Raw genomic sequence first — 14,105 nt, 5'->3', positions numbered from 1 at the left:
TGTGGGAGCGAGCCTGCTCGCGATAGCAGTCGTTCAGCTTGCAGAAAGGTTCACTGGACCGACGCCATCGCGAGCAGGCTCGCTCCCACAGGGTGGGGCGATTAGAACTTGAACGCCTGCCGCCCAATCAGCAGCCACTTGCCGTTCTTCTGCTTCTGCCAGACCTGGAAGGCCTCGATTTCAGTCGGCACGATGTCGGTGCCCTTGATCGCCTGGGCCGAGAAGTGGTTGCGCACCAGGGCGGTGTCACCGGACAGGGTGATTTTCTGATTCTTCATTTCCAGGGTTTTGAACGCGCTCTTGCCGGTTTCGATGTCGGCGATAAAGGCTTGCTTGTCCTGGATATTGCCGCCGGAGTGGCCGTAGGTGAGGTTCTCGGCGGCCAGTGCCTGGAGCTGGGGGATGTCCTTGTGCAGCATGGCCTGGGTCAAGTGGTCGACGGCCTGGGCCACGTCTTGCTCGGCCGAAGCAGCGGCTGTCGCTGCGTAACCGCTGAACAGGCACAAGAAGCTCATGACCAATGTCGCTTTTTTCATGGGGTGTTTCCTTGTTGTTGTAGGTATGAGGAATGAGTGCTTCCAAATGCACTCATCTGTCATCGTACAACTACTTTGGTGGTGACGGGAACAGCTGAGTGGCGGCATCGCCACTGAAATTCGCCGAGAGCCGATAATGTGGCGAGGGGATTTAGCGAAACGTCGCACCGCCCCGCTGGGCTGCGAAGCGGCCCTAAAACCTGACAACTCGGTATGCAAGAAAGATATAGGGCCTGCTTCGCAGGCCAACGGGGCGGTGCGACGTTTCGCTAAATCCCCTCGCCACAAATGTACTCGACAAGCTTACTCCGAAGACATCGGATCACAGTCCCTCGCGAACCGCCCCGCGAATCCCCTCCAGCAACATGGTGAACGCCGGGTTGTCATTGTCCTCGCGCCACACCAGGTGCAACTCGCTCTGGACCCCTTCGCCCAGATCGATCTCCCGGAACACCACCTGCTTGAACACCACGCTGGTGGCACAACGCGGCACCAGCGCCAGGCCCATGCCGGCGTTGACCAGCGCCAGGATGGTCAACGACGACCCCAGCCATTGCACGAATTGCGGCGCGACCCGGGCCGAGCGGAGCATGCCGGTCAGCAGTTCGTTGAACGGTGGATAGGCGGTATGGGAATACATCAGGAACGGCTGGCCATCGAGGTCCTGGACGCTGACGGATTCGGCACGAGCCAATGGATGACCGGTAGGCACCGCCAGGACAAAGGGCTCGCGCACCAGGCATTCGGTGGCATAGCCGGTTTCCAGCAGCGGCGAGCGAACGATGCCCAGGTCGATGCGCCGGGCTCGCAGGGCTTCGTGCTGCTGGTAGGTGTTCATCTCAGACAGGACGATTTTCACCTGGGGTTGTTTCAGCCGCGCTTCGGCGATGACTTTGGGCAGGAACTCGTACACAGCGCTGCCGACGAAGCTGATGGTGACCGAGCCGATGTCACCCTGGGCGAAGCGCCGGGCGGCCACGGCGGCTTGTTGCGCCTGTTCCAGCAGGTTCTGCGCTTCGATGAAAAAAGCCCGGCCGGCGGCGGTGAGGGCAACGCTGCGGGTGCTGCGGGTGAACAGTTCAACGCCCAGGTGATGCTCCAGCAATTGAATCTGCCGGCTCAAGGGTGGCTGGGTCATGTTCAACCGTTCGGCGGCGCGGCGGAAATTGAGCTCCGTCGCCACGGTGGTAAAGCAGCGCAGTTGGGCCAGTTCAAACATTGATTCAATCCAGGTATCAATCAAGTGCCAAGTTAGATTAGACGGGAACAATGCACGCCGTCCATCATCAAGCCGTTCCCCACAAAAACAATGATTGGGAGGCTCCCTTGAATAACGTATCGGACTCCATGCGTGACAGCACCCTGGCGCGCGCCGCGGCCAAGGTCAAACGGCATGTACTGCCCCTGGTGGTGGTGATGTTCATCGTCAACTACATCGACCGGGTCAACATCGGCTTCGTGCGCAGCCACCTGGAAACCGACCTGGGCATCGGTGCCGCCGCCTATGGGCTCGGCGCCGGGCTGTTCTTCGTCGGCTATGCGCTGTTCGAAGTGCCGTCCAACATGCTGCTGCAGCGCTACGGCGCCCGCGCCTGGCTGACGCGGATCATGTTCACCTGGGGCGCGGCGGCGATGGCCATGGCCTTCGTGCGCGGCGAAACCAGTTTCTATGTGCTGCGCTTCATTCTCGGCGCGGCGGAGGCGGGGTTCTTTCCCGGCATCATCTACTACTTCACCCAATGGTTGCCGGCCAACGAACGCGGCAAGGCGATGGCGATCTTCCTCAGCGGCTCAGCCATCGCCTCGGTGATTTCCGGGCCGGTGTCCGGCGCCCTGTTGCACGTCAGCGGCATGGGCCTGCATGGCTGGCAGTGGATGTTCCTGATCGAAGGGTTTGCCTCCATCGTGCTGTGCGGGTTTGTCTGGTTCTGGCTGCAATCGCACCCCAACCAGGCGAAATGGCTGACCGCCGAAGAGAAAGCCGTGCTGACCGCCACCATCGCCGAGGAACAACGGGCCCGTGAAGCCGCCCAGGTGGTCAAGCCGTCGATATTCAAGCTGCTCGCCGACCGGCAGATCGCGTTGTTCTGTTTCATCTATTTCTCCATCGCCCTGACGATCTACGGCGCGACGTTCTGGCTGCCGAGCATGATCAGGAAAATGGGCAGCCTGGGGGATTTCCAGGTCGGTTTGCTCAATTCCATCCCATGGATCATTTCCATCGTGGCGATGTATGGCTTCGCGGCCCTGGCCGGCAAATGGAAATTCCAGCAGGCGTGGGTGGCGGTGACGCTGATGATCGCGGCGTTCGGGATGTTCATGTCCACCACCGGCGGGCCAGTCTTCGCCTTCGTCGCCATCTGTTTTGCGGCCATCGGTTTCAAGGCCGCGTCGGCGCTGTTCTGGCCGATTCCCCAGAGTTACCTGGACGCCCGCGTCGCAGCGGCGGTGATTGCCTTGATCAATTCCATCGGCAACCTCGGCGGTTTTGTCGCGCCGACGGCGTTCGGCTTCCTCGAGCAGACCACCGGCTCCATCGAGGGCGGCTTGTACGGCCTGGCGATAACCTCGCTGGTCGCCGCCGTGGTGATCTTCTTCGCCCGCACCTCGCCGGGGCGTGACACGCCCAATTCCTTGTCCGGCAAGCGCGAAACCGTCGCGCAGGCCAAACCACCGGAAAACACTCAAGCCCTGAACCCTGGCCCATCGGGAGCCGCTGTATGAAGATCAAACGCGTCACCGTCACCCCCATTGCCTTTCGCGATCCGCCTTTGCTCAACGCCAGCGGCATCCATGAGCCGTTTGCGCTGCGCTCGATCATCGAGATCGAGAGCGACAATGGCTACATCGGTCTGGGCGAGAGCTACGGCGATGCGCCGGCCCTGGCGATCCAGCAGCAATTGCAGGACAAATTGATCGGCCTGGACCCGTTCAACCTCAACCAGTTGCGGGCCATCGTCCAGGCCACGGTTGCCGCCCAGCGGCCCGCCAGTGTCGCCGGCGCCGAATTGGCGCCGGGCTCCCATGCGAGCAAGGCTGTGAGCAATGCGTATTCGGCATTCGAAGTGGCCTGCCTGGATCTGCAAGCCCACCACCTCAACGTGCCGCTGGTGGATCTGCTGGGAGGGGCGATTCGCGATGAAATTCCGTTCAGCGCGTACCTGTTTTTCAAGTATGCCGAGCACATCGATTCGCCGTATCCGCCGGACAGTTGGGGCGAGGCCCTCAACGAACAGCAGATCGTCGCCCAGGCCCGGCGCATGATCACCGACTACGGTTTCAAGAGCATCAAGCTCAAGGCCGGCGCACTGGAGCCTGCGCATGAAGTGGCGTGCATCAAGGCACTGAAACAGGCGTTCCCCGGCTACCCGCTACGCATCGACCCGAATGCCAACTGGTCGCTGGAGACGTCCATTCGCATGGCCGAATTGCTCGGCGATGACCTGCAGTATTACGAGGACCCGACGCCGGGGTTGGAGGGCATGTCCGAGCTGCACAAGCGCACCGGACTGCCGTTGGCAACCAACATGGTGGTTACCGATTTCGACGAGTTCCGCCGCAGCGTGGCGCTGAACAGCGTGCAGATTGTGTTGGCCGACCACCATTACTGGGGCGGCCTGCGGGACACCCAGGCGCTGGCGAAAATGTGCGACACCTTTGGCCTCGGGGTGTCGATGCATTCGAACTCGCACTTGGGCATCAGCCTCATGGCCATGGCCCATGTGGCGGCGGCGGTGCCGAACCTCGACTATGCCTGCGACACCCACTACCCGTGGCAGGAGCCGGATGAAGAGGTGATCAAGGGCGGCAAGCTGCCGATTGTCGATGGCTGCGTGAAGATCACCCGGGCACCGGGGCTCGGGCTGGAACTGGACCGGGATCAACTGGGCATGCTGCATGAACAGTTCCTGCGTTGCGGCATTCGCCAGCGCGACGATGTGCGGCAGATGCAGCGTTACCGGCCGGAGTGGAAGACCGTCAAGCCGAGGTTCTGAGTGGAGGGGAAGGGGCCTGCTGCACAGGCCAGCGGCAAACCCTGTGGGAGCGAGCCAGCTCGCGATGAGGGTGGCCCATTCGACAGGGATGCAAGCTGACATACCGCTATCGCGAGCAGGCTCGCTCCCACAAGGTTTTGCGCTGACTCCAGGGTGATGGGCCTGCTCTCGAAGGTGATTTGTGTTATGTTATCCGATCTCGTTTGGCAGGGATTCTCATCCTTGCCTTGCACGGACCGACGACTTTCACCCCGAGTATTGCCATGATCTCATCCCCAAGCGTGACGAGCCCGCCCGGCGTCATCGCTCCTGCACTTGCGACCCATGCAACAACCACCCCTATGCGAATGCTCGCCATCGATGCTTTGCGGGGTTTCGTCATGTTGCTGATGCTGGTGGATCATGTTCGCGAGACGTTCCTGCTGCATCGGCAGGTCAGTGACCCCATCGATGCACTGAGCGTGACGCCGGACCTGTATTTCACCCGTCTGCTCAGCACCCTCTGCGCGCCTGTATTCATCTTCCTCACCGGTTTATCGGCCTGGCTCTACAGCCAGAAACACAGCGCCGGCGAAACCTCGCTGTTTCTGCTCAAGCGCGGCCTGTTCCTGGTCCTGCTGGAAATCACCTTTGTCTGTTTTGCCTGGAACGCCGAGTTTCCGCCCAAGACCCTGTGGCTGCAGGTGATCTGGTGCATCGGCATCTGCATGATCGTGCTGGCCGCGCTGCTGCACATCAAGCGCAGTTGGCTGGTCGTCCTGGGGATTGCCATTGTTGCCGGTCATAACCTGCTGGACGGTGTAGTGCTGGGGCCTGAGTCCCCGTTCTTTGTGCCATGGTCGATTCTTCATCAGAGGGCGTTTATCGACATTACCGAGTTCACCCGGGCCCGCACCACTTATCCGGTGCTGCCGTGGATCGGCGTGATTCTGCTGGGCTGGGCCAGCGGCCCCTGGTTTGGTAAGGACATGGAGCCTACTGTGCGATTACGTCGACTGCTCCAGGTCGGCATAGGCTTGCTGGTGGCCTTCGTGTTCATTCGCTACCTGAATGTGTACGGTGACAAACCCTGGGTACAGACCGGCGACGGGCTGCGCACGCTCATGAGTTTCATGAGCGCGAAGAAGTACCCACCCTCGTTGATGTTCCTGATGCCGACCCTGGGGTTAGGGCTGATCCTGCTGGCACTCTTCGAGAAAGCCCAGCAGCGCTGGACGATTGCGCAGTTGGCGATCTACGGTGGTGCCCCGATGTTTTTCTACCTGCTGCATCTTTACGTGCTGAAGATCATGTACCTCGTCGCGGTCGCCATCTGGGGTACCAACCAGGGGACCTATTTCGGCTTCGATCATCTGCCGATGGTGTGGTTGTGGAGCGTGATGCTGGGCGTGGCGCTGTACTTCCCGACGCGCTGGTTTGCCGATCTGAAACAACGTCGCTGGGACATCGCGCTCCTCAAATATTTCTGAGGCCTGCAGGGTGCCGAGACCGCCTGCTGGGTGGCGCTCTGCGCCATCAAAACGCCGCCATTTGGTCGGCGTTTTCGCCCCGAATGTAAAAAGAGGCTTCGGTCTGGTTATTTCATTATGTAAACTCCCCCCGCTGCGACAATCGGGCACGGCCACGCCAGCCCCGATCAAGACCGTTTTGCAGTGTCCCTCACCCAGCTGAAGCCAAGACCTACAAGAAGTCAGTGCCGGAGAGACATAAACGAGGCCGCTGTATTGCGCGGCCCCTGTAGGTCCATCCTCCAGTCCATTCGAACCAGTCACGCTGGCGTTGCCGGCCATGGGCGTGGTCTATCCTTGAACAGGACCGGAGGGCGGAAATGGCGTTCATCCTAGGGATACACACATGTTGAAGAAAACACACACGGCGCTGCTGGGCCTGGCGATGGCGATGGGTCTTGCGACCACGCACGCCGCCGAGGCAAAAAAAGTGGACGTCCTGCTCATTGGTGGGGGCATCATGAGCTCGACACTCGGCGTCTGGCTCAATGAGCTGGAGCCGGGCTGGACCATGGAAATGGTCGAGCGCCTGGACGGTGTTGCCGAAGAGAGCTCCAACGGCTGGAACAACGCCGGTACCGGCCACTCCGCGCTGGCCGAACTGAACTACACGCCGGAAGACAAGAACGGCAAGGTCGACATCTCCAAGGCCATCGAGATCAACGAAGCCTTCCAGATCTCCCGTCAGTTCTGGTCCTGGCAGGTCAAGAACGGCGTACTGAAGAACCCGCGCTCGTTCATCAACTCCACACCGCACATGAGCTTCCTGTGGGGCGACGACAACATTGCCTTCCTGAAGAAGCGCTACGAAGCCCTTCAGGCCAGCCCGTTGTTCGCCGGCATGCAGTACTCCGAAGATCCCGCGCAGATCAGCAAATGGGTTCCGCTGATGATGCAAGGGCGTGATCCGAGCCAGAAAGTCGCGGCCACCTGGAGCCCGCTGGGTACTGACGTGAACTTCGGCGAAATCACTCGCCAATTCGCCGCTTACCTGCAAACCAAGCCGAACTTCTCGCTGAAGCTGTCCAGCGAAGTGGAAGACATCACCCGCAACGAAGACGGCACCTGGCGCGTTTCCTACAAGAACCTGAAGGACGGTACCGAAACCGAGACCGACGCCAAGTTCGTGTTCATTGGCGCCGGCGGCGGTGCCTTGCACCTGCTGCAGAAGTCCGACATCCCGGAAGCCCGTGAATACGCCGGTTTCCCGGTGGGAGGTTCGTTCCTGGTGACCGAAAACCCGACCGTCGCCCAACTGCACCTGGCGAAGGCCTACGGCAAGGCTTCGGTTGGCGCACCGCCGATGTCGGTTCCGCACCTGGACACCCGCGTGCTCGATGGCAAGCGCGTGATCCTGTTTGGCCCGTTCGCAACCTTCTCCACCAAGTTCCTGAAGAACGGTTCGTACTTCGACCTGCTGACCAGCACCACGACCCACAACGTCTGGCCGATGACCAAGGTCGGTATCGAACAGTACCCACTGGTCGAGTACCTGGCCGGCCAGTTGATGCTGTCGGATGAAGATCGTTTCAACGCGCTGAAGGAATACTTCCCGGAAGCCAAGCAGGAAGACTGGCGCCTGTGGCAGGCCGGCCAGCGCGTGCAGATCATCAAGCGTGACGAAGAGAAGGGCGGTGTCCTGAAACTCGGCACCGAAGTGGTCGCCGCACAGGACGGCAGCATCGCCGGCCTGCTGGGTGCCTCGCCAGGCGCCTCGACCGCTGCGCCGATCATGTTGACCGTGCTGGAGAAGGTCTTCAAGGACAAGGTCGCGAGCCCGGCCTGGCAGGAAAAACTGCACCAGATCGTGCCAAGCTACGGCACCAAGCTCAACGACAGTCCTGAGCGCGTGGCTCAGGAGTGGGCTTACACCAGCGAAGTCCTGCAACTGGACACTCCGCCGGTCATCGGCAAGCCAGGCACCCCTGCGGCACCGGCCAAGCCGGCAGCCAAAAGCGACGGCAACCCGGCGGCCGACATGGCGCTGTAAACCGGATCCTGTCTGGTGATGCACAAGAACGCCGCTCATTGAGCGGCGTTTTTTTGATTGCACTAAAGACCTGAGGCCAACCGGAGCCCTGTGGGAGCGAGCCTGCTCGCGATGACGGCGGCACATTCAGCATCTCTGTCGGCTGGACCATCGCTATCGCGAGCAGGCTCACTCCCACATTCGACCTGCAGTGGATCAGGAGTTTGCAAGCAACCGGGGCTCCTGTGGATGCCCCGGTGGTTCAGTCAACGGTCACTGCGTACCGAACATCGCCGTCCAATAGATTCCTGCATCGCTCTTCGGGTCCACGGCATAACCGGCACCCAGTTCGTGGAACTGCGGGTTCATCAGGTTGGCGCAATGCCCAGGGCTCGCCAGCCAACCGTCCACCACCTTCAGGGCGGTGTCCTGCCCGGCGGCGATGTTCTCGCCGATCAACTGGCCAAGGTAGCCGGCCAGCTCGGCGCGGTCGCCCGGCATACGGCCGTCGCGGTCCTTGTGGTCGAAGAAGTTGTTGTTGGCCATGGCCCGGGTGTGCGTCTCGGCGGCGAGGGCCAGGGTGGCGTTCCAGGAAAGTGCCGTGGTCGCCGCGAAAGCCTCGCTCCCGCACCGACGGGGCTGGGCACGGGCGCTATTGATCAGCTTCAGCAGCTTCTGGCCTTCGGCTTGCCAGTCTGCCAGGCGAGCCGACAACAGGGGCCGCGCCAGCACGATGCGCCATTCGCGGTCCAGGCGGCTGACGCCGATGTCGACGAATTGGGGGTCCAGCACCACTTGGCAGAAGCTTTCCTGCACGGCTTTCATCGCCGATTGCGCGTCGCGCGGCCCGGACAGACTGATTGCCTGCACGTTGACCATTGGATAAGCCGCGCGTGCCAGCGCTTGCTGCAGATCGCCAATGCCGTTGGCCGACAGGATCAGCCGCGAGTCCATCGCCAGCGGCGGCAGCTCCAGGGAGGCCTGGCCCGAGCAGCTTTGGGACTGGCTGCGATAAAGGTTGATGGATTCGACCAGTTGCGTCTCTTCGGTAGCCACGGCGCCGACGGTGAACGCCAGCCCCAGCGACAGCATGGCCAGGCGCAGGATGGATGAAATGGCACGCATGTAAATCTCCCTTGAGCGGACGGCGCCTATGATGCGCAATTTTTGCCCCGCTGGGGCAACGGTATTCACGCTCTTTTGAAGCCCCAGGACAGTACCGTCTGGTACCGTTTGGGACAATCCTCATGTAGTGGGATCAGTTTTCTGCCAAATAGGTCCACGATTGTCGTTTCAAAGCCATAAAATCCGGAAGTATCGCCCGGCGCCAGGGGGGGCCTCGAAGGTTGCGGAGCCCGTCATGTTGAAAGTGATCGAGCGACAAGGCAGCGCATCGCTGCGCCAGCGGATGGAGGAGGCCGGGTGCGCCTTTGAATTCATCGTCCTCGCCCCCGACGCCGGACACTCAGCGTGCTGGCGGCCAGTACCACGGATTGAACAGTCGCGAGCCCTGGAGGAGCTGTAGAACGGGATATGTGAGTGTGAAATAACCTGTGGCGAGGGAGCTTGCTCCCGTTGGGCTGCGAAGCAGACCCAAAAAAGAAGGGCCGCTTCGCGCCCCTGCGGGAGCAAGCTGCCTCGCCACAAAAACACCTGCGCCACGAAAGATTGAGGCAATCAACGCGCTGCGTGCACCCCACCCACCGGCACCGAACGAACCATCACGCTGATCGCCGCCAATGCCGCGATCAGCAAACCCGGCGACGTCGCCAGCAATACCCCCGTGGTTCCCGCCCCGGCAGCCAGGATCTGTCCGGCAGCCAGGGGGCCTGCGACCGAACCCAGCCGGCCGATGGCAACCGCCGCGCCGACGCCGGTGGCACGCACGGCCGTTGGATAAGAGGGCGGCGCCAAGGCGTAGAGCACCAGCTGGGCCGCCATGACAAACAGCCCGGCGCAGAACCCGGCGATGGCCATTGGTACGATGCCGACCGACAAGCCGACCCCGGCCAGGGCGCTCAACAACCCGGCATAGACGAACAGCACCACCTTGATGCCATTGCAGCGGTCCAGCAACAAGCCGCCGAGCAACGAGCCGAGGGTCCCGCCGATGTTGAACAGCATCTGTACCAGCCCGGCCTGGGGCTTGCTGAAGCCCTGTTCCAGCAGCAACGACGGCAGCCAATTGAGCAGCATGTACATGACCGTCAGGGTGAAGAAATAACTCATCCAGAGCGCGAGGGTCGTGCGGCTTCGACCGTCACCGAACAGTGCCTGGCCCGTCGAGGCACGCGCCTCTGCGCCGACATCCCGGGCCTGGCGAAAGGCGCTGGACTCCGGCAGCCACAGCAGCATCAGCGGCACCACCAGCAATGGCGCCAGGCCGCCGATGAAGAACGTGATTTGCCAATGTTCACCAAACAGCATCGCGACCACGGCCGCCAACGCACCTCCCAATGGCACGCCCGCGTACATCACGCTGATGGCCGTGCCCCGTCGCTGTTCGCCCACGGCCTCGGCGCACAGGGCGATGAGGTTGGGCAGGGCGGCGCCAAGACCCAGGCCCGTCATGAATCGCACCAGCAGCAGGCTGGCGTATTGCTCGACATAAGCGGTACTGAGGGAAAACACACCGAACAGCAGTACGGCGCCGACAAGGATCTTCTTGCGGCCGATGCGATCCGCGATCCAGCCGCCGAAGAAGGCCCCGGGCAGCAGCCCGATGATTCCCGCGCTGAACACCCAGCCCATCATTTTCGGGTCCAGCACAAAGGTCTGCCGCAGGCCGGCAGCAGCGGTACCGGCCGATTGCAGGTCGAAACCCTCGATCAACGCAACGATGAAACACAAGGCAATGGTCAGCGTCGCACGACGCGCCGGATGATTCATGACAAGTCCTCTTATTGTTTTTGTCAGGGCCCGGCTTTCAGCCAGCCGGAAAGCGCCACTCAGATTAACAAACATAACTAAAAAATGAATGGTGTCGAGCGGTGGCGGTTTCTAGCGAATATCACTAATAAAAACAGTGTGTTGAGGGTTAATCGCAAAAGAATCGAAAAAACGGTTAATGATATTAATGTTCGATTATCGGTCATTGCGGATTGACGAGGAGGGGCTCGGTTTCCATTCTCCTGCCCGGTGTCCTCCTCCAACCGTTGGGGACCGCTAAAAAACAACAATAAAAAGGACTTTCGAACATGCCGAACCTTGTCCGGGGGGCTTGTGCAGCAGCCCCAGCTACACGTCTCGCCCATCTGCTGGCCCTGGGGCTGAGCCTGTCCTCGACCACGGCGTTGGCCGCGGGCTTCATCGATGACAGCCACGGCACCCTGACCCTGCGCAACTACTACATGGACCGCGATTACAAGGACGACGGCGCCAAGACGGCAGCCAGGGAATGGGCCCAGGGGGCGATCATGAACGTGGAATCAGGCTTCACTCCTGGAGCCCTAGGTTTCGGCGTCGACGCCCGGGGACTGCTGGGAATCAAGCTCGACTCTTCGCCCGATCGCAGCGGTACCGAACTGCTGCCGGTGTCCAGCAGCGACAAGCGCGCGGCGGACGAGTATTCACGCCTGGCCCTGACCGGCAAGCTGCGCTTCGGCAAGACCCTGATAAAGACCGGCGATGTATCGATCTTCTTGCCGTTCGCGTTCGCCAGCCCGTCACGGTTGCTGCCGCAGACCTTCCGCGGCACGACCCTCAGTTCCAAGGACATCGAGGGGTTGACGCTGAACGCTGGCTACATCGATCGCATCAACCGACGCGACTCCACCGACTACCAGCCGATGAGCATCGCCTCACCCAATCGCCGCTTCGACGGCGCGGCCACTTCATCGCACATGGCGTATGCCGGCGGCGATTACCAGGTCAACAAGGAACTCAGCCTGCGCGCCTATCACGCCGAAGTGGCGGACCTGTATCAACAGGACACCCTGGCGTTGCTGCATAACCTGTCCCTGGGTGACGGCGTACTGACCACCGACCTGCGCAGCTTCTTCAGTCGTGAAGACGGCGCCGCCAAGGCCGGCAAGGTGGACAACCGCAATGTCTCGGCGCTGGTCGGCTATCGCTGGGGCGGCCATCGGGTCAGCCTGGGCTACATGCACGCCAGCGGCGATACCGCCACGCCTTATGTGTCCGGCACCGAGTTGATGGGCTTGAGCGAGATGACCATGAGTTCGGATTTCCTCAATGCCCGGGAGCGCACCTGGCAGGCGATCCATGACTACGACTTCGCGGCGGTCGGCGTGCCCGGTTTGAGAACGCGCCTGCGCTATGTGCGCGGTGACCACATCGACCTGGCCGCCCTCGGCGCCGATGACCGCAAGGAGCGTGAATTCCAGATGGAGCTGGGGTATGTGATCCAGAGCGGTCCGCTCAAGGACGTCGGGTTGCTGGCGCGCAAGTCGATCTACCGCAATGACTTTCCGGGCAGTGCGGCGTTTCGCGACGAGAACCAGACGCGGTTTCTGGTGACGTACAGCGTACCCATTTGGTGAAGGATGGGCGTGACCAAGGCTCTTGTGGCGAGGGGATAAATCCCCTCGCCACAAAAGCATTCTGTTACTGATAGACCTTCTTCAACAACCGCAACAATTCTTCCCGCTCCGCACCCGAGAGGGTCGCCGTGGAGTCGAGGTCGCTCTGGACGGCGATCTGCTTGAGTTCCTTGAGCAGGGTTTCGCCGCTCTTGCTCAGGAATATCCCATAGGAGCGCTTGTCCGGTTTGCAGCGTACCCGCACGGCCAGCGCCCGGCTTTCCAGCTTGTTCAGCAGCGGCACCACTTGCGGCGGTTCGATCGCCAGGGCCTTGGCCAGGTCGGCCTGCATCAAGCCGGGGTTCTGGTCGATGATTGCCAGCGCCGAGAACTGGGCCGGCCGCAGATCATGAACGGCCAGTTGGCCGATGAGGTTCTGGAACAGTTTCAGTTGGGCGCGACGCAGGGCGTAACCGATCAGGTCATCCAGCGCAGAGTCCAGCGGCGCCGGTGCGTCGCCGTCAGTCACGATCCCGGCGGGTTCGGCAAGCTTGGAAGACTTGGCCATCGAAAAAAGCATCCTCAAGGTGAATTATTAACAAGGCTATCCAGTTTGCCGGGGTTATGCCGCGATGGCTACGGTCGCTCACACATTCATTGATTGAAAGCTTTATTTTCTGCAAATGAGGAATTCAGATAAAACGGTTAATAGTTAATTGACATAACTAGTTTTGCGGTTTAGCTTCTGTTCATCTTCAGCCAAGAACAAGAGAGCACGTGTCATGAGCAATTACGAAGGTCGCTGGAAAACGGTCAAGGTCGACGTCGAGGAAGGTATCGCCTGGGTCACCCTCAATCGCCCGGAAAAACGCAATGCCATGAGCCCGACCCTCAACCGCGAGATGGTCGACGTGCTGGAAACCCTGGAGCAGGACCCGGCCGCTGGCGTACTCGTGCTGACTGGCGCCGGTGATGCCTGGACCGCTGGCATGGACCTCAAGGAATATTTCCGCGAAGTGGATGCCGGGCCGGAAATCCTCCAGGAAAAAATCCGTCGCGAAGCCTCGCAATGGCAGTGGAAACTGCTGCGCATGTACGCCAAGCCGACCATCGCCATGGTCAACGGCTGGTGCTTCGGTGGCGGTTTCAGCCCGCTGGTGGCGTGCGACCTGGCGATCTGCGCCGACGAAGCCACGTTCGGCCTGTCGGAAATCAACTGGGGCATCCCGCCCGGCAACCTCGTCAGCAAGGCCATGGCCGATACCGTGGGGCATCGCCAGTCGCTGTACTACATCATGACCGGCAAGACCTTCGGTGGGCAGAAAGCCGCCGAGATGGGCCTGGTCAACGAAAGCGTGCCCCTGGCGCAACTGCGTGACGTCACGGTAGAGCTGGCGCGTAACCTGCTGGAGAAGAACCCGGTGGTACTGCGGGCCGCCAAGCATGGGTTCAAGCGCTGCCGCGAACTGACCTGGGAGCAGAACGAGGATTACCTGTACGCCAAACTCGACCAGTCGCGCCTGCTGGACAAAGAAGGCGGTCGCGAGCAGGGCATGAAGCAGTTCCTCGACGACAAGAGCATCAAGCCGGGCCTGCAAGCCTACAAGCGCTGAGAC

12 protein-coding genes are annotated in these 14,105 nt (G+C 61.2%); 7 read left to right on the top strand and 5 right to left on the bottom strand.

The genetic code is table 11. The features are described from left to right. Positions 1-101: 101 nt before the first annotated feature. Positions 102-536, bottom strand: coding sequence for a nuclear transport factor 2 family protein (locus LOY67_RS14910; RefSeq protein WP_265063217.1), 435 nt, complete (start codon positions 534-536; stop codon positions 102-104). A 322-nt stretch (positions 537-858) separates the two neighbouring features. After that, on the bottom strand, positions 859-1,755 hold the full coding sequence (locus LOY67_RS14905; RefSeq protein WP_265063216.1) for a LysR substrate-binding domain-containing protein: 897 nt from the start codon (positions 1,753-1,755) through the stop codon (positions 859-861). 128 nt (positions 1,756-1,883) lie between these two features. Between LOY67_RS14905 and LOY67_RS14900 the strand changes: the two genes are divergently transcribed. The 4 genes from LOY67_RS14900 (at position 1,884) to mqo (ending at position 8,029) form a co-directional block, all read left to right on the top strand. Continuing rightward, a complete protein-coding gene (locus tag LOY67_RS14900; RefSeq protein ID WP_265067772.1) occupies positions 1,884-3,260 on the top strand; it encodes an MFS transporter in 1,377 nt (458 codons plus the stop codon). After that, positions 3,257-4,531: a glucarate dehydratase family protein gene (locus LOY67_RS14895; RefSeq protein ID WP_265063215.1), complete on the top strand. Its 1,275-nt coding sequence runs from the start codon at positions 3,257-3,259 to the stop codon at positions 4,529-4,531. Before LOY67_RS14900 ends, LOY67_RS14895 begins: the two co-directional genes overlap by 4 nt. Positions 4,532-4,794: 263 nt before the next feature. Beyond that, positions 4,795-6,000 (top strand): DUF1624 domain-containing protein, encoded by a 1,206-nt coding sequence (locus LOY67_RS14890; protein WP_413776130.1) that lies wholly within the window; start codon positions 4,795-4,797, stop codon positions 5,998-6,000. 385 nt (positions 6,001-6,385) lie between these two features. Then, positions 6,386-8,029 (top strand): malate dehydrogenase (quinone), encoded by a 1,644-nt coding sequence (gene mqo, locus LOY67_RS14885; RefSeq protein WP_265063214.1) that lies wholly within the window; start codon positions 6,386-6,388, stop codon positions 8,027-8,029. A gap of 252 nt (positions 8,030-8,281) precedes the next feature. Here mqo and LOY67_RS14880 read toward each other — a convergent pair whose 3' ends face one another. Beyond that, positions 8,282-9,133 carry a CAP domain-containing protein gene (locus LOY67_RS14880; RefSeq protein ID WP_265063213.1) on the bottom strand — a complete coding sequence of 284 codons (852 nt, stop codon included), beginning with the start codon at positions 9,131-9,133 and terminating at the stop codon, positions 8,282-8,284. A 235-nt stretch (positions 9,134-9,368) separates the two neighbouring features. On the opposite strand from LOY67_RS14880, the gene LOY67_RS14875 reads away from it, so the two are divergent. Further along, positions 9,369-9,533, top strand: coding sequence for a hypothetical protein (locus tag LOY67_RS14875; RefSeq protein WP_265063212.1), 165 nt, complete (start codon positions 9,369-9,371; stop codon positions 9,531-9,533). Between the two features lie 152 nt (positions 9,534-9,685). On the opposite strand, the gene mhpT is transcribed toward LOY67_RS14875, so the two are convergent. Then, entirely contained in the window at positions 9,686-10,897 is a 1,212-nt protein-coding gene (gene mhpT, locus LOY67_RS14870; RefSeq protein ID WP_265063211.1) for a 3-(3-hydroxy-phenyl)propionate transporter MhpT, read from the bottom strand. Positions 10,898-11,205: 308 nt separating this feature from the next. Between mhpT and LOY67_RS14865 the strand changes: the two genes are divergently transcribed. Further along, positions 11,206-12,510: an OprD family porin gene (locus LOY67_RS14865; protein WP_265063210.1), complete on the top strand. Its 1,305-nt coding sequence runs from the start codon at positions 11,206-11,208 to the stop codon at positions 12,508-12,510. Between the two features lie 64 nt (positions 12,511-12,574). On the opposite strand, the gene LOY67_RS14860 is transcribed toward LOY67_RS14865, so the two are convergent. Continuing rightward, the gene (locus LOY67_RS14860) at positions 12,575-13,057 is read right to left on the bottom strand and encodes a MarR family winged helix-turn-helix transcriptional regulator (protein WP_265063209.1); all 483 of its coding nucleotides are present in this window, start codon (positions 13,055-13,057) and stop codon (positions 12,575-12,577) included. Between the two features lie 214 nt (positions 13,058-13,271). Between LOY67_RS14860 and LOY67_RS14855 the strand changes: the two genes are divergently transcribed. Beyond that, entirely contained in the window at positions 13,272-14,102 is an 831-nt protein-coding gene (locus LOY67_RS14855) for a p-hydroxycinnamoyl CoA hydratase/lyase (protein WP_265063208.1), read from the top strand. Positions 14,103-14,105 lie beyond the last annotated feature (3 nt).

This window comes from Pseudomonas sp. B21-056 (assembly GCF_026016325.1).
Taxonomy (GTDB): domain Bacteria; phylum Pseudomonadota; class Gammaproteobacteria; order Pseudomonadales; family Pseudomonadaceae; genus Aquipseudomonas.
This window is presented reverse-complemented; position numbering and strand designations above follow the sequence as displayed.